The 24,287-nt window shown below is 71.3% G+C and carries 26 protein-coding genes and 1 tRNA gene; 11 read left to right on the top strand and 16 right to left on the bottom strand.

What is annotated here, in order from left to right; genetic code table 11:
* Positions 1-80: 80 nt before the first annotated feature.
* Positions 81-1,064 (top strand): cation diffusion facilitator family transporter, encoded by a 984-nt coding sequence (locus tag ABTZ99_RS03530; protein ID WP_499607846.1) that lies wholly within the window; start codon positions 81-83, stop codon positions 1,062-1,064.
* Here ABTZ99_RS03530 and dcd read toward each other — a convergent pair.
* The gene (gene dcd, locus ABTZ99_RS03525) at positions 1,061-1,642 is read right to left on the bottom strand and encodes a dCTP deaminase (RefSeq protein WP_498771665.1); all 582 of its coding nucleotides are present in this window, start codon (positions 1,640-1,642) and stop codon (positions 1,061-1,063) included. The genes ABTZ99_RS03530 and dcd overlap by 4 nt on opposite strands.
* A 36-nt stretch (positions 1,643-1,678) precedes the next feature.
* Between dcd and ABTZ99_RS03520 the strand changes: the two genes are divergently transcribed.
* The 3 genes from ABTZ99_RS03520 (at position 1,679) to ABTZ99_RS03510 (ending at position 2,836) form a co-directional block, all read left to right on the top strand.
* Positions 1,679-1,749, top strand: a tRNA-Gly gene (locus ABTZ99_RS03520).
* Between the two features lie 163 nt (positions 1,750-1,912).
* The gene (locus tag ABTZ99_RS03515) at positions 1,913-2,437 is read left to right on the top strand and encodes a GNAT family N-acetyltransferase (protein ID WP_498771974.1); all 525 of its coding nucleotides are present in this window, start codon (positions 1,913-1,915) and stop codon (positions 2,435-2,437) included.
* Between the two features lie 12 nt (positions 2,438-2,449).
* Positions 2,450-2,836 (top strand): hypothetical protein, encoded by a 387-nt coding sequence (locus ABTZ99_RS03510; RefSeq protein ID WP_498771663.1) that lies wholly within the window; start codon positions 2,450-2,452, stop codon positions 2,834-2,836.
* Here ABTZ99_RS03510 and ABTZ99_RS03505 read toward each other — a convergent pair.
* The 5 genes from ABTZ99_RS03505 to ABTZ99_RS03485 form a co-directional block, all read right to left on the bottom strand.
* Positions 2,833-3,780: a phosphotransferase family protein gene (locus ABTZ99_RS03505; RefSeq protein WP_499607842.1), complete on the bottom strand. Its 948-nt coding sequence runs from the start codon at positions 3,778-3,780 to the stop codon at positions 2,833-2,835. The two genes, ABTZ99_RS03510 and ABTZ99_RS03505, sit on opposite strands and share 4 nt — an antisense overlap.
* A 32-nt stretch (positions 3,781-3,812) precedes the next feature.
* On the bottom strand, positions 3,813-4,208 hold the full coding sequence (locus ABTZ99_RS03500; RefSeq protein ID WP_498771659.1) for a DUF5313 family protein: 396 nt from the start codon (positions 4,206-4,208) through the stop codon (positions 3,813-3,815).
* The gene (locus ABTZ99_RS03495; RefSeq protein ID WP_498771657.1) at positions 4,205-4,654 is read right to left on the bottom strand and encodes a MarR family winged helix-turn-helix transcriptional regulator; all 450 of its coding nucleotides are present in this window, start codon (positions 4,652-4,654) and stop codon (positions 4,205-4,207) included. Before ABTZ99_RS03495 ends, ABTZ99_RS03500 begins: the two co-directional genes overlap by 4 nt.
* A 111-nt stretch (positions 4,655-4,765) precedes the next feature.
* Positions 4,766-5,152, bottom strand: coding sequence for a hypothetical protein (locus ABTZ99_RS03490; RefSeq protein WP_499607838.1), 387 nt, complete (start codon positions 5,150-5,152; stop codon positions 4,766-4,768).
* Between the two features lie 73 nt (positions 5,153-5,225).
* Positions 5,226-6,740 (bottom strand): sodium:solute symporter family protein, encoded by a 1,515-nt coding sequence (locus tag ABTZ99_RS03485; protein WP_498771653.1) that lies wholly within the window; start codon positions 6,738-6,740, stop codon positions 5,226-5,228.
* A 334-nt stretch (positions 6,741-7,074) separates the two neighbouring features.
* On the opposite strand from ABTZ99_RS03485, the gene ABTZ99_RS03480 reads away from it, so the two are divergent.
* Together ABTZ99_RS03480 and ABTZ99_RS03475 are read left to right on the top strand one after the other, a co-directional pair.
* Positions 7,075-7,707, top strand: a complete 633-nt coding sequence (locus ABTZ99_RS03480) for a response regulator transcription factor (protein WP_499607835.1) — start codon at positions 7,075-7,077, stop codon at positions 7,705-7,707.
* Positions 7,708-7,853: 146 nt separating this feature from the next.
* Positions 7,854-9,692 (top strand): acyl-CoA dehydrogenase, encoded by a 1,839-nt coding sequence (locus ABTZ99_RS03475; protein ID WP_498771972.1) that lies wholly within the window; start codon positions 7,854-7,856, stop codon positions 9,690-9,692.
* Between the two features lie 67 nt (positions 9,693-9,759).
* Here the strand turns inward: ABTZ99_RS03475 and ABTZ99_RS03470 are convergent, their stop codons facing one another.
* From ABTZ99_RS03470 to ABTZ99_RS03455, 4 genes are all read right to left on the bottom strand, one after another.
* Entirely contained in the window at positions 9,760-10,548 is a 789-nt protein-coding gene (locus ABTZ99_RS03470) for a DUF1206 domain-containing protein (protein WP_498771649.1), read from the bottom strand.
* A 67-nt stretch (positions 10,549-10,615) separates the two neighbouring features.
* Positions 10,616-12,853 carry a VanW family protein gene (locus ABTZ99_RS03465; protein ID WP_498771647.1) on the bottom strand — a complete coding sequence of 746 codons (2,238 nt, stop codon included), beginning with the start codon at positions 12,851-12,853 and terminating at the stop codon, positions 10,616-10,618.
* A 100-nt stretch (positions 12,854-12,953) separates the two neighbouring features.
* Positions 12,954-13,247: a GroES family chaperonin gene (locus ABTZ99_RS03460; RefSeq protein WP_230570863.1), complete on the bottom strand. Its 294-nt coding sequence runs from the start codon at positions 13,245-13,247 to the stop codon at positions 12,954-12,956.
* 36 nt (positions 13,248-13,283) lie between these two features.
* The gene (locus ABTZ99_RS03455; protein WP_499607831.1) at positions 13,284-15,119 is read right to left on the bottom strand and encodes an NHL domain-containing thioredoxin family protein; all 1,836 of its coding nucleotides are present in this window, start codon (positions 15,117-15,119) and stop codon (positions 13,284-13,286) included.
* 155 nt (positions 15,120-15,274) lie between these two features.
* Here ABTZ99_RS03455 and ABTZ99_RS03450 point away from each other — a divergent pair, with 155 nt between their 5' ends.
* Both ABTZ99_RS03450 and ABTZ99_RS03445 read left to right on the top strand, forming a co-directional pair.
* Positions 15,275-15,526, top strand: a complete 252-nt coding sequence (locus ABTZ99_RS03450) for a type II toxin-antitoxin system Phd/YefM family antitoxin (protein ID WP_498771643.1) — start codon at positions 15,275-15,277, stop codon at positions 15,524-15,526.
* Positions 15,527-15,529: 3 nt separating this feature from the next.
* Positions 15,530-15,796 (top strand): type II toxin-antitoxin system RelE family toxin, encoded by a 267-nt coding sequence (locus ABTZ99_RS03445; RefSeq protein ID WP_498771641.1) that lies wholly within the window; start codon positions 15,530-15,532, stop codon positions 15,794-15,796.
* Between the two features lie 94 nt (positions 15,797-15,890).
* On the opposite strand, the gene ABTZ99_RS03440 is transcribed toward ABTZ99_RS03445, so the two are convergent.
* The 3 genes from ABTZ99_RS03440 to ABTZ99_RS03430 all read right to left on the bottom strand — a co-directional run bounded on the left by ABTZ99_RS03440 (position 15,891) and on the right by ABTZ99_RS03430 (position 18,290).
* Complete coding sequence (locus ABTZ99_RS03440; RefSeq protein ID WP_499607828.1) at positions 15,891-16,271, bottom strand: PIN domain-containing protein; 381 nt, start codon at positions 16,269-16,271, stop codon at positions 15,891-15,893.
* A 425-nt stretch (positions 16,272-16,696) separates the two neighbouring features.
* Complete coding sequence (locus ABTZ99_RS03435; RefSeq protein ID WP_170211556.1) at positions 16,697-16,843, bottom strand: hypothetical protein; 147 nt, start codon at positions 16,841-16,843, stop codon at positions 16,697-16,699.
* A 253-nt stretch (positions 16,844-17,096) separates the two neighbouring features.
* A complete protein-coding gene (locus ABTZ99_RS03430) occupies positions 17,097-18,290 on the bottom strand; it encodes a DUF8462 domain-containing protein (protein ID WP_498771637.1) in 1,194 nt (397 codons plus the stop codon).
* A 122-nt stretch (positions 18,291-18,412) separates the two neighbouring features.
* Here ABTZ99_RS03430 and ABTZ99_RS03425 point away from each other — a divergent pair, with 122 nt between their 5' ends.
* Complete coding sequence (locus ABTZ99_RS03425; RefSeq protein ID WP_498771635.1) at positions 18,413-19,036, top strand: SIMPL domain-containing protein; 624 nt, start codon at positions 18,413-18,415, stop codon at positions 19,034-19,036.
* Positions 19,037-19,090: 54 nt separating this feature from the next.
* Here ABTZ99_RS03425 and ABTZ99_RS03420 read toward each other — a convergent pair whose 3' ends face one another.
* Together ABTZ99_RS03420 and ABTZ99_RS03415 are read right to left on the bottom strand one after the other, a co-directional pair.
* A complete protein-coding gene (locus tag ABTZ99_RS03420) occupies positions 19,091-20,221 on the bottom strand; it encodes an OmpA family protein (protein WP_499607824.1) in 1,131 nt (376 codons plus the stop codon).
* A gap of 64 nt (positions 20,222-20,285) precedes the next feature.
* Positions 20,286-21,554: an acetyl-CoA C-acetyltransferase gene (locus ABTZ99_RS03415; RefSeq protein WP_498771631.1), complete on the bottom strand. Its 1,269-nt coding sequence runs from the start codon at positions 21,552-21,554 to the stop codon at positions 20,286-20,288.
* 93 nt (positions 21,555-21,647) lie between these two features.
* Between ABTZ99_RS03415 and ABTZ99_RS03410 the strand changes: the two genes are divergently transcribed.
* Entirely contained in the window at positions 21,648-22,961 is a 1,314-nt protein-coding gene (locus ABTZ99_RS03410) for a 3-oxoacyl-ACP reductase (RefSeq protein ID WP_499607821.1), read from the top strand.
* Positions 22,961-23,761 carry a MaoC/PaaZ C-terminal domain-containing protein gene (locus ABTZ99_RS03405; protein ID WP_498771627.1) on the top strand — a complete coding sequence of 267 codons (801 nt, stop codon included), beginning with the start codon at positions 22,961-22,963 and terminating at the stop codon, positions 23,759-23,761. The genes ABTZ99_RS03410 and ABTZ99_RS03405 overlap by 1 nt, the downstream gene beginning before the upstream one ends.
* Here the strand turns inward: ABTZ99_RS03405 and ABTZ99_RS03400 are convergent.
* Positions 23,751-24,182: a MarR family winged helix-turn-helix transcriptional regulator gene (locus tag ABTZ99_RS03400; protein WP_499607818.1), complete on the bottom strand. Its 432-nt coding sequence runs from the start codon at positions 24,180-24,182 to the stop codon at positions 23,751-23,753. The genes ABTZ99_RS03405 and ABTZ99_RS03400 overlap by 11 nt on opposite strands.
* Positions 24,183-24,287 lie beyond the last annotated feature (105 nt).

Below are 24,287 nucleotides of genomic sequence, written 5' to 3'. Positions count from 1 at the left end.
TCGTCGTGCCGTTGATCATGATCGTTTCGTGAGAGCGGTCACACCCGGCGGGGCGCGCCGGTGCGGCCTAACGTCGGCGCATGGCAGCTGAGCACTCGGAGGGCGGCGGGAGCACGTTCACCGTCCTGGTCGCCCTGACCGTGAACCTCGCCATCGCGGTGATGAAGGCGATCGCCGGGGTGATCACCGGGTCGGCGGCGATGATGGCGGAGGCGGCGCACTCGGTCGCCGACACGTTCACCGAGGCCCTGCTGCTAACGGCGTTGCGCCGGTCGGCCCGGCCCGCGGACCGCAGGCACCCCTTCGGGTACGGCAAGGACCGGTACTTCTGGTCGCTGCTCGCCGCCGTGTCGATCTTCGTGTCCGGCGCGGTGTTCGCGTTCTACGAGGGCTTGCGGACGGTGTTCGGCGCGCCGCAGGAGCAGAACAGCCCGGTCGTCGGGTACGTGGTGCTGGCCATCGCGTTCGCGTTGGAGTCGGTGTCGTGGACGCAGGCCGTGCGGCAGGTGCGGCGGGAGGCGCGGGCGGAGGACCGGTCGGTGCTCGCGTTCCTGCGGGTGTCGGACGACCCGACGGTGAAGACGGTGTTCCTGGAGGACTCGGCCGCGCTGGTCGGGCTGCTGCTCGCGTTCGGCGGGCTGGGGCTGCACCACCTGACCGGGTCGTCGGTGTGGGACGGCGTGGCGTCGTTGGCGATCGGCGTGCTGCTCGCGTTCGCCGCGTACACGTTGGCGTCGACCAACCGGGGGCTGCTCATCGGCAGGCAGGCCGACCCGGTGCTGGTGCGGGCGGTGTGGTCGCGGCTGCGTGCCGCGCCGGAGGTCGAGCAGGTGGTGGACCTGCTGACGATGGCGGTCGGCACGGACCGCGTGCTGGTGTGCGCGCGGCTCGACTTCGACGACGCGCTGGGCGCGGCCGACCTGGAGCGGGCGTGCGTGCGGATCGACGCCGAGCTGCGTGCCGCGCACCGCGAGCTGGACGAGGTGTTCCTGGAGCCCGTGCCGCGGACCGACCCGGAGCTGAGGTCGCGGGTGCTGGCCCGGTACGGGGACCTGAAGCTCTAGCGCCTGGTGTCGGTGCGGTGGAAGTTCAGGTAGGCGCGTGACGGCGTCGGCCCGCGTTGGCCCTGGTAGCGGGAGCCGGCCTGGGCCGAGCCGTACGGGAACTCGGCCGAGCTGCTGAGCCGGAACAGGCACAGCTGGCCGATCTTCATGCCCGGCCAGAGCGTGATGGGCAGGTTGGCGACGTTCGACAGCTCCAGCGTGATGTGGCCGGAGAAGCCGGGGTCGATGAAGCCCGCCGTCGAGTGGGTGAGCAGGCCGAGGCGGCCCAGCGAGGACTTGCCCTCCAGTCGGCCCGCCAGGTCGTCGGGGAGGGTGACGAGCTCGAAGGTCGAGCCGAGCACGAACTCGCCCGGGTGCAGCACGAACGGCTCGCCGTCGGCCGGCTCCACCAGCGAGGTCAGGTCGTCCTGCTGCATCGAGGGGTCGATGTGCGTGTAGCGGGTGTTGTTGAAGACGCGGAAGAACCGGTCCAGTCGGACGTCGATGCTGGACGGCTGCACCATGACGTCGTCGAACGGGTCCAGCACCAACCGGCCGGACTCGACCTCTTTGCGCAGATCGCGGTCACTGAGCAGCACGGGCACAGCCTATGTGTATGATCGGTGCCGCAGCACGCGGGTGTAGTTCATTGGTAGAACGACAGCTTCCCAAGCTGTAGAGGCGGGTTCGATTCCCGTCACCCGCTCAGCGCACGAAGGCCCAGGTCAGCGCCGGTTCAGCCGGATGACCTGGGCCTTCGTCGTACTCGGGCCGGAGCGCGGTGGGCGCTGCCTCCATGCCGGCTCGTCGCGTCGGGGCGGTGCACGTTGATGACCGCGAAGAGTTGACGCGGGAATTGTCGGACCCCGCTGCTACGTTCCCCGCGAGCCCGGGCGGGGCGGACGAAGGGGGAGCACACCGTGGCAGAGGTGGCACTGCGGCCGATCGAGGACGCCGACCTCGACGCGCTGTTCGACCAGATGCGCGACCCCGAGTCGGTCCGGATGGCCGCCTTCACCGCGAAGGACCCCGACGACCGCGCGGCGTTCGACGCCCACATGGCGAAGCTGAGGGCCGCCCACGACATCACGCTGCGCGCGGTGACGCTCGACGGGCGCTTCGTCGGCACCATCTCCAGCTTCGTCATGGACGGCGACACCGAGATCACCTACTGGATCGACCGCTCGGCCTGGGGTCGGGGAGTCGCGAGCCGCGCCCTGGCCCTGTTGCTCGACCTGGTCCCGGTCCGGCCCTTGCACGCCCGCGCCGCCAGTGACAACCACGGCTCGCTCCGGGTCCTGCAGAAGGCGGGCTTCACGATCACCGGCACCGAGACCGGCTACGCACCGGCCCGGAACGCCGACATCGAGGAAACCGTCCTGCGCCTCGACTAGTCACCCGACCTGATGAGCGACATGGTGTACGTGCGGTTCCAGGGGACGGTCCGGCACGAGCGCGGGTTCTTCCCCGGGGTGTTCTGGCTGATCAACCGGCTCGCCCGGGACGGGGTGCTGACGGCCGCGCAGGAACGGTTCCGGCGGGAGAACAACGACTGGTTCGACGCGGCCTACGTGACGCCGTCCGACGTCGACCCGACCGTGTACGACCGGGAGGTCAACCCCGCCGCGGTGGCGTGGTTCAAGGCTTCGGCCCGGCACCTGATCGAACGGGTCGACGGGTACCTGGAGATCCTCGCCGCGCACGGGGTGGTGTGCGAGCGGGTCGAGTCGGGGGACCCCGGTCGGATCGTCTACGAGGACGAGCACCAGGTGGTCGTGGTGCCGCACGCCTAGCGCAGGCGGGTGGTCCAGTCGTCCAGGCGGGTCAGGGAGGTGCGCAGGTCGGTGAGCAGTTCCAGGGCGTGGGTGTGCGCCGCCGCACGTTCGGCCGGTGTCACCGGGCGGTGGCCCAGCGCCCGCCACACCATCCACGCCGCGCCGCCCAGGTAGACGCGCAGCAGGCCCGCGAACGACGTCGGCGACGCCGGGGGACGCCGCCCGCCCGCCTCCTCGTACGACGTGATCACCCGGTCGAACGCGGCCCGGTCCTCACCCAGTCGGCTGAAGTAGACCGCCACACGGGTCAGCTCCCACTCCGCGTGCTCCGGGCCCGCGCCGTCCCAGTCCAGCAGCAACGGGCCGGCGGCGGTCTCCAGGACGTTGTCCGGCTTCACGTCGCGGTGCGTGCCGACCGGCGTGAAGTCGGCCGGGGCCGTGGCGATCGACCGGGCCTCGGCGATGTCGGGCAGGTAGGCGCGGACGGCGGCGGTGAAGTCGTTCGGCGCCTCGTCCAGCCACTCCCGCCACTCCTCGACCGGGTGCGGCGACCGGTCCGGGGGCGGGTCGGAGGCGGCTCGACGGTGCAGCGACGCCAAGGTGGCGCCGACCCACGCCGACACGTCCTCGGTCAACGGCCCGCCGTCGTGCCACTCGTGCACCAGGTAGCTGAAGACCTCCTCGCCCACCCGCACGTCCGCCAACAGCGGCGCGACCGGTTCCAGCGGGTGCACCGGGCGCGGCATGGGGAAACCGCGGGAGTAGGCGTCGAGCTGGACCTCGGCGGCCACGAGGTAGTCGCGCATCCACCAGTCCTCACGCGACCGGTTCAGGCGCTTGACCGCCCACGTGCCCCGCGTCGTGCGCAGCCGCCACACCAGGTGCGACCGCCCACCCTTCACCGGCGTCCACGGTTCGAGCACGTCACCCAGCCCGAACGCCGCCGCCACCAGTCGTTCCACGCCACCGGACGTCAGGGCACCGGGCGGCGGGGTCAGGACCCGTTTTCCGACGAACGCCACACCCGCTCGTAACGCTCCTGGTCCCGCGCCGTCCGCTCCTTGCGCACCGCCGCCGCCGCGCCCGCCGGGTAGCCGTACTTCGTCATCCGGTGGTCCGTGCTCTCGATCGCGTACGACACGCCGAAGTACACGCCGACCACCAGCCCCAGCGACCCGCACGCGATCGCGAGCGGCAACGGCGAGCCCAGGCCCAGCACCAACGCCAGCGCGATCACCACCGTCAACGGCAGGACCTGCAGGAACATCCGGGCGGTGAACCACACCAGCCACGTCGGCTTGGTCGCCTGCCGGAACACCCACTCCCGGTGCCGCAGGGGCAGCCGGCCGCCGAGCAGGTACCAGACCCGCAGCGGCCACGCCGGCTTCACGTCCGCTCCGTCGCGGCGATCACCCTGGTCAGCACGGCGTGCAGGTCGCGCAGCTCGTCCGGCGACATGCCGAGCCGCTCCACCACCGCGGGCGGGATCGCCAACGCGCGCTCGCGCAGCGCCGCGCCCTCCTCGGTCAGCGCCACGGCGAGCTGCCGCTCGTCCGCCGCCGCCCGCGACCGCGTCACGTACCCGATCGCCTCCAGCCGCTTGAGCAGCGGCGACAGCGTCGCGGGCTCCAGCGCCAGCAACCGGCTCAGCTCCTTCACCGACAACGGCGCGCGACCCCACAGCGCCAGCATCACAAGGTACTGCGGGTGGGTCAGCCCCATGGGCTCCAGCAGCGGCCGGTAGACGGCGACCACGTTCCTGGACGCGATGGACAGCGCGAAGCAGACCTGCCGTTCCAGGTCCAGCGGGTCCTCGACGCTTTGTGGACTAATCATTAGCGCCCACACTATGTCCGCGCGGCCGGTTCCCGCACCGCGACGAGGGCCACAGTCAGCGCCGTGCCTAGGTGATCAGGTGCGACGACGCGCCCGGCACGGGCACCCCGTTCACCGGGCTTCCAGCTCCGCCCAACCGCCGCCGCGCGCCAGCACCGCGCGCACCTCCGCGACGTGCTCGACCACGCCCGCGAGGTCGCCGTGCAGCAACGCGGCCCGGTCCACGTCCACCGGCAGCACGTCCTCGCGCCACAGCTCCACCGGCAGGCTCACCACGAACACCACGGAGTCGACCAGCCGCAGCACCGCCGCCGACGGATCACCGGCGTACGCGGCGCGGATCCCGTCGCACTCCGCCAGCACCGCGCGCAGCCCGGCCACCGCCGAGGCCGGTGTGCCGTCCCACTCGCCCGACGGCCACAGCCGTCCGCTCAGCGCGAGCCACAGCCGCCACCCGGCCGCCGACTCGGCCTCGTCCCGCGGTCGCCAACCCTCCATCACCCCACTGTGCGGGCGCACCGGAGCGCCCGCACAGCGGAGATGACCCATCACACACGGCGACGCGGCGCACTCAGGCGCGCGTGGGCACCTTCTCGTCGTCGGCGTCGGACTGCAGCGAGTCGACCAGCGCCGACCGCTCCTCCGACGGCTCCGGCTTGATGAGCAGGCCGACCACCAGGTACAGCACGAGCGACACCAGCAGCGGCCAGGACACGATCACCGCCTGGGTGACGAACTCGACCTTGTTCTGCTGCATCACGTACAGCACGGCCCACGTGCCGAGACCGCCGATCACCGACGAGGTCGCCGCGGTCGGTCCGACCTTCTTGAACCACGGCAGCATGCCCAGCATCAACGGGATCGCGATCGGGCCCATCGTGGCCGCCACCAAGGCGATCACGACCTTGAGCACGAACCCCTTGGTGTCCGCGGTGAGCGCGATCGTCATGCTCAGCCCGATGAACGCGAACGTGGTGATCCGCGCCAGCTGCAGCTGCGCCGGCTCGCTGAGCCGCTTCGCGCCCTTCCACAGCCTGGGCAGCATGTCCCGGGTGATGACCGCCGAGATCACGTTGGCGTCCGAGGACACCATCGCCATGGTGTGCGAGAAGAAGCCGGCCAGCACCAGGCCGACCATGCCCGCGGGCAGCATGAGCTTGCCCATCTCGACGTACGCCTGCTCGGCGTTGGCCTCCATGCCCGGCACGATCAGCGGCGCGGCCCACATCGGGAAGAACAGCACCAGCGGCCAGACCAGCCACAGCACGCTGGACAGCAGCGCGGACCGCTTGGCCGCGGCGCCGGACGGCGCGGCCATGTAGCGCTGCGCCAGGTTCCACATGCCGCCGTTGTACTCCAGCGTCTTGATCAGGAACAGCGCCATGAAGAAGATCAGCGTGTAGTTGCCCGACAGCGGCTCGGAGTGCGACTCGGGCAGCTCGTCCCAGATCGTCCACATGAAGTCGATGCCGCCGAAGTGCGCGGCCACCGCGACGAACATCGCGATGCCCGCCGCGCCCTGGATGATGAACTGGCCGAAGTCGGTCAGCGCGTCGGCCCACAGGCCGCCCAGCACCGAGTAGACCATCGTGACGAGGCCGACGATCGTGATGCCGAGCCAGATCGGCACGCCCGCGAAGCCCTGGAGCAGCAGCGAGACCGCGACCCACTTGGCCGCGATGTCCACGACCTTCAGCGCCGCGCCCGCCCACGCCATGATCTGCTGCGTCGGCACGTTGTAGCGGCGGGCCAGGTACTCCAGCGGCGACTTGACGCCGTGCTTGGAGCGCAGCCGGTTCCAGGTGCCCGCCCACAGGAACGCGCCGATGCCGACACCGACGCCGATCGTCAGCGCCCACCAGATGTAGACGGTCAGGCCGAGGCGGTAGGCCTCGGCCGCGAAGGCCACGAACATGACCGCGCTGTAACCGGACATGTGGTGCGAGATGCCGGACAGCCACCAGGGCATCTTGCCGCCCGCGGTGAAGAAGTCGGCGATGTTCTTGATGCGCCCGCGTGACCAGTAGCCGATCGCCACCATCACGAAGAAGTACCCACCGACGACGACCCAGTCGAGGGTGTCCATGAGGCCTCCACGAGTGTTCGGCCCATGGGTGGCAGCGCGTGGTCCAGCGGCGGCGGTGCGCGGCGTCCCACATGGGTGTGTGACGTACGTCTTACGAGCCCGTTGCGCGCGGCGGAAGGCCACGGTGGGTCATTGAGTCACATTCGTGACTGTTGTTCACATATCTGACCGGCGAAGGACCGCGGAGGTACGGAAAGTAGTTGCCGAAAACCGCGTCATGGCTGGTCGCCGACGTGGTCGCACCCGTATGCGAACCGGTGTCAACGTGCGTCCGCTCGTACCAGGCGGGGACCGGCGCGCCCCCGCACCAGCCCCCGGGCCGGGGGTCGCCCTCGTGGACCCCGTGCCCCTCTTCCGCGAAGGGCTCGCGGCCGTGGTCCGGCGCACGCCCTCCATGCACTGGTTGGGCGCCACGGGCCACCTGCACACGGCCGTGCGGCTGCACGAGCGGCTGCGCCCCGACGTGCTCGTGGTGGACTCCGCCCTCGACCCGCAGGGCCACCTGGCCACGCTGCTGACCGGCAACGACTCGTCGCTGGTGGTGGTCTCCCTGGTGCGCGAGCCGCACCGGACGGCGAAGTTCGTGCGCTCGGCGTTGACCGCGGGCGTGCGCGGGATGGTGCCGCGCGAGGGCGGCATCAACGACGTGTTGCAGGCCATCGGCCGCACGCACGCCGAGCGCACGTACCTCGACCCGACGCTGGCGCCCCTGGCGGCCGGTTTCACGCCGACCGCCGAGGCCGGCACGCGCCGGTCCCTGTCCCGCCGCGAGTACGAGGTGCTCCAGCTCATCGCGGACGGCATGGAGAACCAGGCGGTCGCGAACGAGCTGTACGTCTCGGTGGAGACCGTGCGCACGCACGTGAAGAACATCCTGCGCAAGCTCCGCGCCCGCGACCGAACACACGCCGTGTCCCTCGCCTACCAGGCCGGCCTGCTCTCCAGCAGCGCCGTCCGACTGGTCTGACCGGACCGCCGCGGAACACCGCAGCTCAGGCGCGTCTGATTCGCCACAACCCGATGGTCGGCCTTGCCGGGGTTACTGACAGGTAATACCCTGTTGTTACCGGTCAGTAGGGGACCGCCCCGACCACGCATGGAGTGAGCGACGAGATGGGTCACTACAAGAGCAACGTCCGGGACCTCGAGTTCAACCTGTTCGAGGTCTTCAACGTGCAGGACCACCTCGGCACGGGGCCGTTCGAGCAGTCCGACGAGGACACCGCGCGCGGCGTGCTTGCCGAGCTCAACAACCTGGCGGTCGGCCCGCTGGCGGAGTCCTTCGCCGACGCCGACCGCAACCCCCCGGTCTTCGACCCGAAGACCCACTCGGCCACGCTGCCGGAATCGTTCAAGAAGTCCTACCAAGCCGTGTGGGACGGCGAGTGGTACCGCCTGTCGCTGCCGAACGAGCTGGGCGGCTTCGGCATCCCGCCGTCGGTCCAGTGGGCGGCCTCCGAGCTGATCCTCGGCGCCAACCCGGCCGTCTACATGTACCTGGCCGGCCCGAACTTCGCCTCGGTCGTCCACAAGAACGGCACCGAGCAGCAGAAGCGCTGGGCCGAGATCATGATCGAGCGCGGCTGGGGCGCCACGATGGTGCTGACCGAGCCGGACGCCGGCTCCGACGTCGGCGCGGGCCGCACGAAGGCCACGCTCCAGGACGACGGCACCTGGCACATCGACGGCGTGAAGCGGTTCATCACCTCCGCCGACCAGGACATGACCGAGAACATCATGCACCTGGTGCTGGCCCGTCCCGAGGGCCCCGGCATCGAGGCGAAGCCCGGCACCAAGGGCCTGTCGCTGTTCCTCGTGCCGAAGTGGCACTTCGACCCGGAGACCGGTGAGTCGACCGGCGAGCGCAACGGCGCCTTCGTCACCAACGTCGAGCACAAGATGGGCCTCAAGGTCTCGACCACGTGCGAGCTGACGTTCGGCCAGCACGGCGTGCCCGCCAAGGGCTGGCTGCTCGGCGAGGTGCACGACGGCATCGCGCAGATGTTCCAGGTCATCGAGTACGCCCGGATGATGGTCGGCACGAAGGCCATCGGCACCCTGTCGACCGGCTACCTCAACGCCCTGGCCTACGCCAAGGAGCGGGTGCAGAGCGCCGACCTGACCCGGATGACGGACAAGACCGCGCCGCGCGTCACCATCACCAACCACCCGGACGTGCGGCGCAGCCTGATGCTGCAGAAGGCGTACGCCGAGGGCCTGCGCGCGGTCTACCTGTACACCGCGACCCAGCAGGACAAGATCGCCCTGGGCGGCCCGGACAAGGAGCTGGCGGAGAAGGTCAACGACCTGCTGCTGCCGATCGTCAAGGGCGTCGGCTCGGAGCGCGCGTACGAGCAGCTGGCGCAGTCGCTGCAGACGCTCGGCGGGTCCGGCTTCCTGCAGGAGTACCCGATCGAGCAGTACATCCGCGACTCGAAGATCGACTCGCTGTACGAGGGCACCACCGCCATCCAGTCGCTGGACTTCTTCTTCCGCAAGATCATCCGCGACAAGGGCCAGGCGCTGGGCTTCCTCAACGGCGAGATCCAGCAGTTCCTGGACAACGAGGGCGGCAACGGGCGGCTGAAGGAGGAGCGGGCGCTGCTCAAGCGGGCGCTCGAAGACCTCCAGGGCATGCTCGGCGCGATGGTCGGCTTCCTGACCAGCTCGCAGGAGGACGTCCGCAACCTGTACAAGGTCGGCCAGAACACCGTGCGGCTGCTCATGACCGCGGGTGACGTGCTCGTCGGCTGGCTGCTGCTGCGCCAGGCCGACGTGGCGCTGGCCAAGCTGGACGGTCAGGTGTCGGCCAAGGACAAGGCGTTCTACGAGGGCAAGGTCGCCGTGGCGTCGTTCTTCGCCAAGTCCGTGCTGCCGGAGCTCACCGCCCGCCGCAAGATCGCCGAGGCCACCGACAACGCCCTGATGGACGTGGACGAGGCGTCGTTCTGAGCTGAGCGAGCCAACGGAGGGCGGCACCCGCGCGGGTGCCGCCCTCCGGCGTTCGCAGCCGTCCGGGTCAGCCCTTGTGCGCCTTGGCGGCGGCGAAGCAGTACGCGCCGAAGCCCAGGAAGCCGACCGCGATCACGGCCAGGGCGAACACCCCGTAAGGCTGCGCGGCCAGGGTGTGCAGCGCCTTGTCCATCCCGCCCGACTCGGACGGGTCGGCGTTGACCGCGGCGAACGCGACCAGCACGCCGATCAGGAAGTACGCCGCGCCCTTGCCGATCCAGCCGATCCGGCCCAGCCGCTCCACCCACACCCGCGTGCCCGCGGGCAGGTCGGACATGTTCAGGTCGTCCTCGAACGACTTCTTCACGCCCTTGCGCGCCACCATCACGCCCAGCCCCAGCACGAACAACGCCACCGCGCCCACCAGGACCTGCCCGAACGGCAGGGCCAGCACGCGCGCCGTCCACGTCTGGGACTGCTCGGTGCCGCTCTTCTGCGACGTGCCGGTCGCGTAGTTGATCGCGGCGATGCCGATGACCGTGCCGGTGATGGCGCGGCCGACCGAGCCGCACTTGCGGTACACGCGCTTGCGCTTCTTCGACACCCAGCCGTAGCCGGACACGGCCATGGCGAGCTGCCACACCGCGAACGCGAACAGGCCGAGCGCCAGGACCCACAACAGGACCGGGCCGAAGGACGTCTGCGCCAGGGTGGCGACCGCGCCCTTCTGGTCGGTCTTCTCCCCGGTGTCACCGAGGACCACTTGCGCCGTCAACGCCGCCAGGAGCACGTGGACGAGCCCGTAACAGACCATCCCGGCACGCCCGAACGCCTGCACGGCCGGATGTCTTCGCACTTCTTGCCCGGTGGTAGCCACGATCGGGTGATTACCCCGCCGTGGCCACCACGAACCCCGGGCGCGGTCAGCCGCCGGGCTTCGGCGGTTCGCAGACGATCTTGAACTGCGGGTCGTACCGGACCGTCCGGCTCTCCTGGCGCGACTGGCCGGTGCGGCGGTCGGTGATGGTGCGCGTGTCGGTCACCGAGAAGCCCGGCGAGCCGGGGCTCGCCTGGCAGTCCGGCTTGTCGACCTTGCGCTCCTGCGGCTGGGTGTGGTTGAACTCGGCGCTGGTCGAGCCCGTGACGTCGTAGTTCTTGGTGCCCCAGAGCACGATCTTGATCGACGACGGGGTCCAGATCGTCTGGATCGCCACCCCGGTCTCGTCCGGGTTGGTGAACTTGATGTCGATCAGGCTGTTGCCCGCGCCGTCCATGAACACCGTGGCCTCGCGCCCCTTCGGGTACCGCGAGATCCAGTAGCTGTGCTCCTTGTGGCCCGCGTCCTTCATGCCCGCGTGGTAGGCCGCGTTGTAGAGCGTGGTGGCGAACTGCGAGATGCCGCCGCCGACCGCCTTGCCGGGCACGCCGTTCTCGATGATGCCCGCCTCGACGTAGCCCTGGGCGGTGCCGCGCGGACCGGTGTAGCCGTTGAGGCTGAACGTCTCGCCCGGCTTCACGATCGCGCCGTTGACCTTCTCGGCCACGACGCGGATGTTGGTGCCGGACGCGGCCACGAAGCCACCGGTCTGGAACTCGCCGATGACCTCCTTGATGCCCATCTTGTTCGCCTGCTCGGTGGTCACCTTCGCGGGCGTGTGCTTGTACTCGGCCTTGATCGCGCGCTCGTTGTCGCGCTTGAGCACGTCGAGCGCCGTGGCCAGGGACTTGTCCCAGTCGATGCCGCGGCCGTCGACCGACTCCTTCACCACGGGCCGGCCGCCCTCGAACACGATCTGGGCGTCCTTGCCCTCCTTCTCCGTGTCCTTCAGCTGCGGACCGGCGTGCTCGACGACCTTGCCGTTGTCGACCTTCGCGGTCAGGCCGCCGTCGTCGGCGGGCTCGAACACCAGCACGGTGGCCAGCTGCTCGGGCGTGAGCGTCGCGTCCTTGCCCTCGCCCTGGATGATCAGCGGCAGGGCGGTGGCGGGCTTGGCGACCTCGGCCAACGCCTTCGCCACGCCTTCCTTGGTGGTCTTGACCGGGGTGGTGGCCACCGGCAGCTCGACCGTGCCGCCGTCGGCCCAGCCGGCGAGCAGCCGCTCCGACGCGCCGGCCACGTCCAGCTTCTGGCCCTGCTTCGGGTCGACCGCGATCGGGGTGGCGCCCTCGAAGCGGATGCCGCCCTCGGCCGGCTCGTGGTCGGTCTCGGCGCGCAGCGCCTCCAGCGCGGCGGACAGCTTGCCCGCGTCGCTGCGCGTGTCGAAGCCGACCTCGCGGGAGGTGAAGAACGAGGTGACGCGGGTGATCGGGGACAGCGGCTGGCTGCCCGCGCGCTCCAGCGTGGCGGTCCAGTCGAGCTCCAGGCCGGCGGCCTTGGGGTCGACCGTGGTCTCGACGTCGCCCGCGCGCGCCTTCACCGGCGCGGCCAGGCGGGGGCCGATCTCGTCGCGCAGCTTCTGCTCGGCCTCGGGGTGGCTCATGCCGCCGACGTCCACGCCCGCCACGGTCACGCCGCGCGGCACGTTGCCGCCCGAGACGACCAGGTCCAGCCCGTAGAGCACGACCAGCACGCCGAGCACGGCGGCGGCGATCAGGCCGCCCTTGCGCAGGCGCTTGCGGCGGGCCTCGGCCTCGTCCGCCGCGGGGTCGCCGTCGACCATCACGGGGCCGTAGACGGTGGCCTCCGGCTCCGGGTCGGGCGGCGGCACGGGCGCGGAGAACACCGTGGTGGCCTCCGAGGGCGACGGCTGCGACGGCCGGCCGAAGCCACCGGGCGGGGTGTTGATCATCTGGGTCCGCTCGGCGGAGGCCGGCGGGTTCAGGGCGCGCGTCGGGTCACCGGACGGCGTGATGGCCTGGGTGGCGTCCGCGCCCCGGGGCGGGGTGGGCTGCGCGTTGCGCGTCGGGTGCTGCTGCGTCACGTTGTGAGAGACGCTCGACGGGCCCGTCGCGTTGTCGTGGCCGTTCGACGGAGGCGTCACGTTGCGGACGGTGGCCGAGGCGTCCGGTTCCGTGTCCGGCTCCTCCTGCGGCCACACCGCCTCCGGGGGCGCGCCCCCGGTGATCTTGGCGGTCCGCTCCGAGGCGGTGCCCGACGGGCGGACCGGCTCCATGGCCCTGGTCCGCTCAGCGTCGTACTCCGGTCGCTGGTTCTCCGGCACCGCTCCCCCTCTTGCCTCTCGCAAGGTCCTGGGACTGCTTACCCGAACGCCGTCACGCGTCGATCACGTTTCAGGTGGCTCACAGGTTTCACCGCACTGGTCACAGGTAAAGCCCGGTCCCGTGGTCCGTCCGCTCGGTCGCGGTCGCGTGCACGTCCCGTTCCCTCATGACGAGGTAGGTGCTGCCCTGCACCTCGACCTCGAACTGGTCCTCCGGGTTGAACAGCACCCGGTCGCCGACCTTGACGTGCCGCACGTTCGTGCCGACCCCGAGCACGTCTCCCCAGGCCAGGCGCTTGGCCATCTGGGCGGTCGCCGGGATCACGATGCCGCCGCTGCTGCGGCGTTCGCCGTCCTCCGGCGAGATCCGCACCATCACGCGGTCGTGCAGCATCTGGATCTCGAGCTTGACATCGGGCACCGGCAGAGTCTAGATGCCTTCGTCGAGGCCACCCATCATCAGGGGTAGCCGCCGGGGCCCGTCCTTTACCACGCGGATCGGGACGCCCCAGTCCTGGCGGGCCAGTTTGCACACGGGGTGCTCGACGGCCGGGTCGTCCGTGCAGCTCGCGGCCTGGGCGACGACGTGCAGGACGCCTTCGGCGAACCCCTCCGCCACGCGCAGCGAGCGGACCAGGTCCGTGCCGACGCCCGCGCCCTCCACCAGCAGCCCGGGGGGCGAGCTGGTGATCTCCAGGCGGGTGGACGGGCCGAACCGGTCGTCCAGCTTCTGGCCGGTCGGCGGGGTGAACACGACGGCGACCTCGACCTCGCCCGACGCGATCACCGACGGCGGCCTGCGCACCTGGTGCGCCTCGCCGCTGACCAGCTTCGCGCCGGGCGCGACCGGGCGCTCCAGGCGGTGGGCGGCGGAGGCGACGACGACCAGCTCGCCGTCGACCAGGACCGCGTCGGACGGCTCGGCGACGTCCGTGGCCAGGGTGGACACCTCGCCGGTCGACGGGTCGTAGCGGCGGATGGCGCCGTTGTAGGTGTCGGCGATGGCGACCTGGCCGCCGGGCAGCAGGGTGACGCCGAGCGGGTGCTGGAGCAGCGCCTGGTCGGCCGGGCCGTCGCGGTGGCCGAAGTCGAACAGGCCCTTGCCGATGACGGTGTGCACGGTGCGGTCGGCGTCCAGCCGGCGCAGCGCGGAGGTCTCCGAGTCGACCAGCCAGAGCCGGTCGCCGTCGGCGGCCAGGCCCGAGGTCTGGGCGAAGAACGCCTCCGCCGCCGGGCCGTCGTGCAGGCCTTCCACGGTGGTGCCGGCGAGGCGTTCGACGCGGCGCTCCCGCGGCTCGAACAGGCCGAGCGTGTGGTTGCCCGCCATGGCGACGACCACCCCGCCCGCGGGCTCCCACCAGGCGACGTCCCACGGGCTGGTGAGGTCGATCGCGTCGGCCGGGCCGTCGGTGTCGCCGTCGCGCCACTGCTCGCCGGTGCCCGCGACGGTGGTGACCTCGCCGGTGACGAGGTCGACGCCGCGCAGCAGGTGGTTGACCGTGTCGGCGACGACCGCGTGGTAGCCGACCTCGGCGGCGACGTCGTCGGGCAGCAGCGCGATGCCCGCCGGTTCGGAGAAGGTGGGTTCGAGGCCGTCGCGGCGACCGCGCTCACCGGTGCCGATGCGCCTGATCACGGTCTCGCCGTCGAGTTCGAGCTCGACCAGGCCGTGGTGCGCGGAGTCGCTGACCAGGAGGGTGTCGTTCGGGGTCAGGACGGCTTTCGCGGGGAAGCGGAGCTCGGTCTCGCGGGGCGGCGGCGCGACGTACGGGCCGTCGCCGCGGTGCAGGGTGCCCTTGGCGTCGTGCTCGGCGACGAGCTCGGACACGATCTGGCGCAGCGCGTCGAGGTGGCCCTCGCCGGAGGCGACGTGCACGACGTAGCCCTCGGGGTCCACCAGCACGAGCGTGGGCCACGCCTTCACCGCGTAGTTCTGCCAGGTCGTGAGCTCGGGGTCGTCCAGCACGGGGTGCTCCACCCCGTACCGCTCGACGGCCGCCTCGAGCGCGGCCGGCTCCGCCTCGTGGACGAACTTGGGCGAGTGCACGCCGACGGTGACCAGGACGTCGGCGAACTCCGCTTCGAGCGGGCGCAGCTCGTCGAGGACGTGCAGGCAGTTGATGCAGCAGAACGACCAGAAGTCGAGCAGCACCACCTTGCCGCGCAGGTCGGCCAGCCGGATGTCCCGCCCACCCGTGTTGAGCCAACCGCGGCCCACCAGTTCGGGGGCGCGGACACGGGCGCGGCGTCGTTGTGCGGTCGTCACGCCCGAAGTGAACACGAGTACCACGCGCCTGTATTTCGCCGCCCACGATGTGAGAGCCCGCACGTGAGGGGGCAAGCCCGCAACAGACCCGGCCCGCACATCGCCCAGCAGATCCCCCGTTTTGTACAAACCTTACCGTCTGTACAATTCGGGGTATGCGCGAGGTGCCGATCAGTGAAGCGCGGGATCACCTGGGTGACCTCGTCTCCCGGGTTGAGCACGCCGCCGAACGAGCCGTGCTGACGCGGCACGGCAAGCCCGTGGCCGCAGTGATCTCGATGGATGACCTCCACCGGCTCGAAGCCGCCGAGGACGAGGCCGACCTCGCCGCCGCACGAGCGGCGCTGGCCTCCGCCGGACCACGCGTCCCGCACCACGAGGTGCTCGCCGAGTTCGATCTCGCCTGAACCGTGGCGTACGAAATCGAGTGGACCACCGCTGCCCTCAGGGAACTCCGCAAGCTCGACCGGCAGACGGGCCGCAAGGTGGTTCTGTCGGTGACCGCGCTGGCCGATGACCCACGCCCGCCCGGGTCTCGCGCGCTGGTCGGCCAACCCGCCGGTGTCATGCGGATCAGGATCGGCGCCTACCGGGTCGTCTACCAGGTCGAAGACGTGAAGGTACTGGTGACGGTCGTGCGGGTGGCACATCGCCGCGAGGTCTACCGCAAGCCCTGACCGCGGCTTGGAAAGTTGACCTCACTGGCAGCAGAAACGACCGGAAGTCGAGCCGTACCACCAGTGGGACGGCCCTGGTGGGACCGGGGCTGCGCTAGCCGGGTCGGCGGACCGTGCGGGGGCCGAGGACGGTGGCGCCCAGGGCCGTCACGCGGTGGCGGAGGGCGCGGTCGGCGGTGATCACCGTGCACGGGCGGTCGGGTGGGTTGGCGCGGACCACGTCCACGATCGCGTCGTCACCGGAGCCGGGGGCGGAGACGACGCGGACCCCGGGCACCGGCTCGACGTGCCGCGCCTTGCCCTCGACCACGAGGACGACGTCCAGCGGACCGGGCAGCTCCGGCAGGCCCTGCTCGGCCACGTCGACGAGGTCGTCGCGCAGGCGGGCGGCGGCGCCGGCGCGGTCGCGCCACCAGCCGTCCGGGACGGAGCCGACGACGTTGGCCGCGTCCACGACCAGGAGCGGGTGCGTCATCGACTCATGCTCTCAGCAAACCCTCATGAAACTGTCGTACCCCGATGGCACCATGGAGTGGTCCATTGGGGGACAGACATGAACACGCAGGGGGACATTGTGATGATCAGGCGCGCCCGCAGGACGACGGACGACACCTGGAACGGCTCGGCCACGGCCAAGTAGCCGGGCATGGGAAACCCCGCGGTGCTGCCAGGTCGGGGGTCCGACAGCACCGCGGGGTCATCTGGAACATCGATACACGATCGTGGTCCGTTACATCCCCTATCGGGTGTGACAGGGATCACATTGTTACAGGACGAAGCCCTGCCGCGCGGGAGGTGCGACAGGGCTTCGTCATTCCCCCTTCACCAGCACGCGGACGACGGGGCGGCACACCCGGTGTCGATCGGGTGGTCGTCACGCGCGCCGCAGGAAGGTCCCCCCTAGCGGAGGGTCGTCACCTGAGCCTGGGCGATCGCCATCAGCTCGTGACGCATGGCCGGGGTGGGCGCCATGTCGATCGCACGGGCGACGGCCTTGCGGTTGCGAGCCTCGACACGACGAGCGCGGAGCTTCGCAGTGAAGTTCATCGGGGGTTCATCCCTCTCAAAGGTTCTCTCTCGGTGTGTGCCTCAAGTATGCACCCTCGGGCGCGCGAAAGCACCCGATTATCCGGTGAGGTGCCGCACATACCGACGAATCATCGGCCGTAACGCCGTGACCCCCGACGATTCGCCTGGAGTACACCTGCTGGACCGGATATGGGTCGACCCACTCTCTAGCGTGCGCGCCAGATCACCCAATGCGATCGAAGCCAACGAATAACCCCAGGTCAGGGGCGAGTCAGTCCTCGCGGCCGAGCAGGAACCGGCCGAAGTGGGGCACGGTGAACGCGATCTGCCCGCGTTCGGCCGAGTACACGAGCCCCTTCTTGATCAGGCTGTCCCGGGCGGGCGACAGCGACGACGGCTTGCGGCCCAGGTGGTCGGCCACCTGCGCGGTGTTCACGCCCGCGTCCTTGCCGTCGGTCAGCTCCGCCATCGCCCGCAGGTACTCCCGCTCGGCCGGCGTCGCCCGCTCGTAGCGCGACCCGAAGAACCCGACCGCCAGCTCGGCGTCCGCCTCCGGCGCGGCCACCGAGACGTCCACCGCGGTGATCGGGTCGGCCGGCGCCGCGTCCCACGCCGCCTTGCCGTAGGCCTGGATGAAGTACGGGTAGCCGCCCGAGGCGTCGAACAGCGCGTCCAGCGCCTCCGGCTCGATGCCCGCCTCCTCGCGGTCCACCGGCGCGAGCACGGCGCGGTCGGCGTCCTCGCGGCTGAGCCGGTCGATCCGCACGTACCGGAACAGGCGCTCCGAGTACGACTTCGACGCCGACAGCACGGCGGGCAGGTGCGGCAGCCCGGCGCCGACCACGACCAGCGGCGCGCCCGACTGCGACAGCTCGTGGCACGCCGCGCACAGCGCCGAGATGTCGTCCGCCGGCACGTCCTGCATCTCGTCGATCAGCAGGGCGACGCCCGTGCCCACGTCCTGCGCCAGCTCCGCGACCTCGGTGAACAGCTCGACCAGGTCGATCTCGATGTCACCGGAGTCCGCCCGGCCGACCGCCGCGGGCACGTCGATGCCCGGCTGCCACCGGTCGCGCAGCTTCGCGTCCTCGGGGTTGGACCGCAGCGCGAACGCCTTGAGCACCCCGAGCACCGACTCCACCCGGTCCGGCGCGCGGTGCCGCACGGCCAGGTCGCGGATCGCCCGGTGCAACGCGGCCGACAGGGGGCGGCGCAGCCCGGCCTCGGGCCGTGCCTCGATCTTCCCGGCGCCCCAGCCGCGCTTGAGCGCCATCGACCGCAGCTCGCCCAGCAGCACGGTCTTGCCGACGCCGCGCAGACCGGTGAGCACGAGGCTGCGTTCCGGCCGGCCGCGCGCGACCCGTTCGAGCACGACCTCGAACGCGCCCAGCTCCTTGTCGCGCCCCGCCAGCTCGGGCGGCCGCTGGCCCGCGCCGGGGGCGAACGGGTTGCGCACCGGGTCCATCCTCGGAAGGTATCGAGGTGTCTAGAGCCGATCCAATACTCAAGCCGTGTCGTCTGGTATTCGTGAATCTAGTGTTTGAGCTATATAGCGCTATCGAACGGGATGGACGGTAGCGTCGTGCCATGGCTGAGGTGGTGACGAAGGGCGTCGGCAAGGTCGAGCGGACCGCCGACCGCGCCGAGGTGCACGCGAGCTTCGAGACGCAGGGGTCGACGCGCAACGAGGCGGTGGAGCTGCTGACCGCGCGGATCGCCGGGGTGGAGCCCGCGCTCGGACGGCCGGGCGTCGAGGTGCGGTCGCGGCAGCTCAACGTGCACGACAACTGGGACGGCAAGCGCCGTTCGGGCAGCCGTGCCACGCAGAACTACGTGGTGCGGATCGACGACGTGGCCGGGCTCGACGGTCTGCTCGGCGCGCTCGTGACCGCCGAGCCGACGTGGTTGCACGGGCCGACGTGGCAGCTCAAGGACGACGTGGACGCCGTCCGCGAGGCGCAGCGCGAGGCCGTGCGCGACGCGCGCCGGCGTGCCGAGGGCTATGCCGAGGCCCTCGGCGCGCGGCTGGGGCCGCTGCACCGGCTGACCGACGGCGACGCCGAGACGTGGGCCGCCGAGTCGCACCGGATGATGGCGGCCGGTTACGGCGGCGCGCCGGGCGTGCCGCCGCAGATGGACCAGCTCAACCTCGAGGCGCAGCAGATCGTGGTCACGGTCCGCTGCACGGCCGCGTGGACGCTCCTCGACTGACGCCCGACGTGCCCCGAGCGTTCGACCCGGGGGCCCGAACGTGGGACACGCGGGTCAGCTGCTCGATTTCGGTTGGGACAGCTCGACCACGACCGAGCGGTTGCGGGCGGCGGCGTCGGGGATCAGGTCGCCCGCGTTGTCGAGGTCGACGGCCAGCGGCGAGGTGAAGCCCGCGCCGAGCACCTCCGTGAACGCCGCCCGGCTCACGCCGAGCTCCACCAGCGCCGACACCACCCGCTGGGCACGTCGCCGGGTCAGGTCGGCCGCCGCCTCGGCCGACGCCGAGCTGGCCGTGCGGGCGATGACCCGCGCGGTGGTGCGGCCGTCGAACTTCTTCGCCACCTCGGCCAACGCCTCGCGCGCGCCCGGCGCGAGCTCGTCGCTCCCGGCCTTGAACAGCACGGAGCTCGGCAGGTGCACCAACGCGTCCTGGTGCACGACCTGGCCGAGGTCCACGACCGGCACCTCGGCCCGGCCGATCGACGCGCCACCGGGCACCGGCTCGGTGTCGTGCGTGCAGCTGTTCGCGCCGAACTTCGCGCAGACCCCGAGCCACAGCTGGACCAGCGCCTCCTTCGCGCCCGGCGGCAGCTGCGGCTGGTCGCCGACCACCTGGCCGAGCCCGGAGAAGATCACGTCCTTGCCGGTCAGCTCGGGCAGGGCGTCGTCCGGCACCGACGCCACCACGGCCGCGACGTCGAGGTCCAGCCCGAGCCGCGTCAGGTCGAGCGGGTCGGTGGTCTGCAACCCGCTGCTGTGCAGCACGAGCACCGCCGGCCCGTCCGCCGACGCCATGTCCGCCAGCACGGACAGCGGGTCGAGGTCGGTGCTGGTGCCGCCGAGGCCGCTGAGCTGACCGGCCAGCCGGGTCATGTTCTGCTCGAAGCCGAGCTCGCGCAGCGACGCGTCGCTCTCGATGTCGTTGCCGTCTCGGATGGTGAAGTCCTCGTCCGAGTACGCGCTGCCCGAACTGTCGCCCTGCCGGTACACGACGACCCTGGTCGCGCCCTGGTCGACGGCCTCCGACAGCCGGTCGACGACCGTCCTGGTGAGCTGGACGCGGGGCTCGTTGGCCGACGCGGTCACCCCGATGCGCAAGGTGGTGGCTTCGCGGGAGCTCTCCCCGCAGGCAGCACAAGACGCCGCCACCAGCACGACTGCGGCGAAGAGCCGTGAGTGGTTCATGCATTGGAAACGGAACGAGAACGCGTTGTGTTACCAATAACACCCGTTCGGCCTAATATCGGGCCTACCGCTCCACGATCGCCGTAACGCCCTGACCACCCGCCGCGCAGATCGAGATCAGCCCGCGACCCGAGCCTCGCTCCGCCAAGAGCTTCGCCAGCGTGGCCACGATCCGCGCGCCGGTGGCGGCGAACGGGTGCCCGGCGGCCAGCGACGAGCCGTTGACGTTCAGCTTCGACCGGTCGATCGGGCCGAGCGGCGCGTCCAGCCCGAGCCTGCCCTTGGCGAAGTCCGCGTCCTCCCACGCCTTCAACGTCGCCAGCACCTGCGACGCGAACGCCTCGTGGATCTCGTAGAAGTCGAAGTCCTGCAACGACAGCCCGGCCCGCGCCAGCATCCGCGGCACCGCGTACGCGGGCGCCATCAGCAGGCCCTCCCCGCCGTGCACGTAGTCGACCGCCGCCGTCTCGGTGAACGTCAGGTAGGCGAGCACCGGCAGGTTCCGCGCCGCCGCCCACTCCTCCGACGCCAGCAGCACGGCCGACGCGCCGTCGCTGAGCGGCGTGGAGTTGCCCGCCGTCATGGTCGCGCCCTCGCCGCGGCCGAACACCGGCTTGAGCTTCGCCAGCTTCTCCACCGACGAGTCCGGCCGCAGGTTCTGGTCCCTGGTCAGGCCGAGGTGCGGCGTGACCAGGTCGTCGAAGAACCCGCGGTCGTAGGCGGCGGCGAGGTTGCGGTGGCTGGCGGCGGCCAGTTCGTCCTGCTCCTCGCGCGCGATGCCCCACTCGCGGGCGGTGATCGCCGCGTGCTCGCCCATGGACAGACCGGTGCGCGGCTCGCCGTTGCGCGGCACGTCCGGCACCACGTGCCTGGGCCGCAGCTTCAGCGCCGCCTTGAGCTTCGCGCCGGCGCTCCGCGCCCGGTTGAACTCCAGCAGCACGCCACGCAGGTCCTCGTTCACGCCGATCGGCGCGTCGCTGGTGGTGTCCACGCCGCCGGCCACGCCGACCTCGATCTGCCCGAGCGCGATCTTGTTCGCCACCGCGATCACGGCCTGCAACCCGGTGCCGCACGCCTGCTGCACGTCGTAGGCGGGCGTCTCGGCGGACAGCCTGCTGCCCAGCACGGCCTCGCGGACCAGGTTGAAGTCGCGGCTGTGCTTGAGCACCGCGCCCGCGACCACCTCGCCGAGCCGTTCGCCCTGCAGCCCGAACCTGCTGACCAGGCCGTCCAGGGTGGCGGTGAGCATGTCCTGGTTCGACGCCGTGGCGTAGGGGCCGTTGGACCGGGCGAACGGGATGCGGTTGCCGCCGAGGATGGCTACGCGGGCCATGGCGTCCTCCAGAGTGGTGGGCGTGGGCACTTCGTGGGCAATGTTACCTACTCATCAGTAGACTTACTAGCGAGTAGGGAGTGTGATGTCCCCATGGATCGTTACCAGTCGTTCGCCAGGTCCGGCCTCGGGCGGTTCGTCGTGGGCAAGCTCGGCCTGCCCGATCCCCACCCGCTGCGCCGCCACTCGCCCGACGAGCCACCGCTGGCCGGGCCCGTGCTGATCGGCGGTGGCGGTCGGCTGGCCGACGCCGTGCGCGCGGCGGTGAAGTCCGCGGGCCTCGACCTCGACGACCCGGGGCACGGCGGGCGGTACGGCGCGCTGGTGTTCGACGCGTCCGGCATCGACTCGGTCGAGCGGCTGCGCGAGCTGCACGAGTTCTTCCACCCGGTGATCCGGTCCCTCGGCCCGTGCGGCCGGGTGGTCGTCTTCGGCACGCCGCCGGAGCGGGCCGAGTCCCCGATCGCGCAGCGCGCGCTGGAAGGCTTCACGCGCAGCGTCGGCAAGGAGCTCAAGCGCGGCGGCACGGCCCAGCTGGTGTACGTCGAGCCCGGCGGCGAGGGCGCGATCGAGTCGACCGTGCGGTTCCTTCTGTCGGGCCGGTCGGCGTACGTGTCCGGGCAGGTGGTGCGGATCGGGCCGGCCGACGTCGAGGTCCCCGCCGACTGGGACCGGCCGCTGGCCGGGAAGGTCGCGCTGGTCACGGGCGCGGCACGCGGTATCGGCGCGGCGATCGCCGAGGTGCTGGGCCGGGACGGCGCGACCGTGGTGTGCCTGGACGTGCCCGCGCAGGGCGACGAGCTGTCCGCGGTGGCCAACCGGGTCGGCGGCACCACGCTCCAGCTCGACATCACCGCGCCGGACGCGCCCGCGCGGATCGTCGAGCACCTCGTGCGGCGGCACGGCGGCGTGGACGTCGTCGTGCACAACGCGGGCATCACGCGTGACCGCACGCTCGGGCGGATGGACGCGGGCCGGTGGGACTCGGTGGTCGCGGTGAACCTGGCGTCGCAGGTGCGGGTCAACGAGGCGCTGCTCGCCGCCGACGCGGTGCGACCCAACGGGCGGATCGTCGGCGTGTCGTCCATCGCGGGCATCGCCGGCAACGTCGGCCAGACCAACTACGCCACCACCAAGGCGGGGGTGATCGGCATGGTCGACTCCCTGTCGCGGCAGGTCGCGGGCCGGGCCACGGTGAACGCGGTCGCGCCCGGCTTCATCGAGACCAGGATGACGGCCGCGGTGCCGCTGGTCATCCGCGAGGCGGGCCGGCGGATGAACAGCCTGTCGCAGGGCGGCCTGCCGGTGGACGTCGCCGAGGCCATCGCGTGGTTCGCGCACCCGGCGTCGGCCGGGGTGAACGGCAACGTCGTGCGCGTGTGCGGGCAGAGCCTGCTGGGGGCGTGATGGCGAACCTGACCCTGCTCTACGCCAAGGCCGCGCTGACCGGGTTCACCCGGCGGGGCGACGAGCTGCCGCGGTCGTCCCTGGACGTCGAGGTGACCGTCGACCCCGAGCACCTGGCCCGGTACGCCAAGGTGTGCGGGTTCGGCGTGCGCGACGAGCTGCCGATCACCTACCCGCACGTGCTCGGCTTCGAGTCTCAGATCAGGCTGATGACCGGGCCCGGCTTCCCGTTCCCGCTGCCCGGCCTGGTGCACGTGGCCAACCGGATCCGGCAGCACCGGCCGTTGCGGGTGTCCGAGCCGCTGTCGCTGCACGTGGCGTTGGCGGACCTGCGGCCGCACGAGCGCGGGCGGCAGTTCGACGTGGTGACCACGGTGTCGGTGGACGGCGAAGAGGTGTGGGTCGACGTGTCGACCTACCTGCGGCGGGAGGGCGGCGCGGCGAAGGAGCAGGCGTCGCGCGCCGAACCGCCCGCGCCGACGGCCCGGTGGCGGCTGCCGGGCGACCTCGGCCGGCGGTACGCGGACGCGTCCGGCGACCGCAACCCGATCCACCTGCACCCGGTGACCGCCAAGGCGTTCGGCTTCCCCCGGGCCATCGCGCACGGGATGTGGTCGAAGGCGCGGTGCGTGGCCGCGTTCGAAGGACGGCTGCCCGACGCGTACGAGGTCGACGTGCGGTTCAAGGCGCCGGTCCTGCTGCCGGGCGAGGTCGACTTCTCCTCCGCGCCCACCGGTGACGGGTGGCGGTTCGCGCTGTGGTCGAGTCGGCCGCACCTGGAAGGCGCGATCAGCGGCTGACGTTGTCGGCCAGCGTGCGCAGGAGGACGCGCAGCCGGACGGTGTCCTCCTCGCCCAGGTTCATCGCCTCGCCCATCGCGGGCGGCACGTCCTTGGCGCGTTCACGCAGCTCGTCGCCCTCCTCGGTGAGCACGAGCCGGACCGAGCGCTCGTCGTCCGGGCGGCGTTCGCGGCGGATCAGGCCCGCCGCCTCCAGGCGCTTGAGCAGCGGGGACAGCGTGCCGTAGTCGAGCTGGAGCGCGGCGGCGACGTCCTTGACCGGCACCGGACCGCGTTCCCACAGCACCAGCAGCACCAGGTACTGCGGGTAGGTCAGGCCGAGGTCGTCCAGCAGCGGCCGGTACCGCGCGGTGACGGCCCGCGAAGCCGCGTAGAGCGCGAAGCAGAGCTGGTCGTCCAGCTCCAGGCTGAAGTCCCGCATGTCCGTCGTCCCTCCACTTGTGATCGAGACCACGATACACCTGCACCCATTTAGATTGTGCACGATGTAATCGCAGGCTATGTTTCGTGTTGTCAGGTTCGACCG

The organism is Actinosynnema sp. NPDC002837, from assembly GCF_040295345.1.
Classification (GTDB): domain Bacteria; phylum Actinomycetota; class Actinomycetes; order Mycobacteriales; family Pseudonocardiaceae; genus Actinosynnema.
Note: the sequence above shows the minus strand (reverse complement) of the source record. Positions and strands in the feature narration are given on the sequence as shown.

Bases quoted from the DNA above. Each gene is read 5' to 3' on its own strand.
- ABTZ99_RS03485 (WP_498771653.1), bottom strand. From the start codon at position 6,740: ATGGACACCCTCGACTGGGTCGTCGTCGGTGGGTACTTCTTCGTGATG.
- ABTZ99_RS03415 (WP_498771631.1), bottom strand. From the start codon at position 21,554: ATGGCCCGCGTAGCCATCCTCGGCGGCAACCGCATCCCGTTCGCCCGG.
- ABTZ99_RS03530 (WP_499607846.1), top strand. From the start codon at position 81: ATGGCAGCTGAGCACTCGGAGGGCGGCGGGAGCACGTTCACCGTCCTG.
- ABTZ99_RS03405 (WP_498771627.1), top strand. From the start codon at position 22,961: ATGGCGAACCTGACCCTGCTCTACGCCAAGGCCGCGCTGACCGGGTTC.
- ABTZ99_RS03460 (WP_230570863.1), bottom strand. From the start codon at position 13,247: ATGCTGCACGACCGCGTGATGGTGCGGATCTCGCCGGAGGACGGCGAA.
- ABTZ99_RS03425 (WP_498771635.1), top strand. From the start codon at position 18,413: ATGGCTGAGGTGGTGACGAAGGGCGTCGGCAAGGTCGAGCGGACCGCC.
- ABTZ99_RS03435 (WP_170211556.1), bottom strand. From the start codon at position 16,843: ATGAACTTCACTGCGAAGCTCCGCGCTCGTCGTGTCGAGGCTCGCAAC.
- ABTZ99_RS03420 (WP_499607824.1), bottom strand. From the start codon at position 20,221: ATGAACCACTCACGGCTCTTCGCCGCAGTCGTGCTGGTGGCGGCGTCT.
- ABTZ99_RS03440 (WP_499607828.1), bottom strand. From the start codon at position 16,271: ATGACGCACCCGCTCCTGGTCGTGGACGCGGCCAACGTCGTCGGCTCC.
- ABTZ99_RS03400 (WP_499607818.1), bottom strand. From the start codon at position 24,182: ATGCGGGACTTCAGCCTGGAGCTGGACGACCAGCTCTGCTTCGCGCTC.
- ABTZ99_RS03410 (WP_499607821.1), top strand. From the start codon at position 21,648: ATGGATCGTTACCAGTCGTTCGCCAGGTCCGGCCTCGGGCGGTTCGTC.
- ABTZ99_RS03490 (WP_499607838.1), bottom strand. From the start codon at position 5,152: ATGGAGGGTTGGCGACCGCGGGACGAGGCCGAGTCGGCGGCCGGGTGG.
- ABTZ99_RS03510 (WP_498771663.1), top strand. From the start codon at position 2,450: ATGAGCGACATGGTGTACGTGCGGTTCCAGGGGACGGTCCGGCACGAG.
- ABTZ99_RS03495 (WP_498771657.1), bottom strand. From the start codon at position 4,654: ATGATTAGTCCACAAAGCGTCGAGGACCCGCTGGACCTGGAACGGCAG.
- ABTZ99_RS03450 (WP_498771643.1), top strand. From the start codon at position 15,275: ATGCGCGAGGTGCCGATCAGTGAAGCGCGGGATCACCTGGGTGACCTC.
- ABTZ99_RS03430 (WP_498771637.1), bottom strand. From the start codon at position 18,290: ATGGACCCGGTGCGCAACCCGTTCGCCCCCGGCGCGGGCCAGCGGCCG.
- ABTZ99_RS03475 (WP_498771972.1), top strand. From the start codon at position 7,854: ATGGGTCACTACAAGAGCAACGTCCGGGACCTCGAGTTCAACCTGTTC.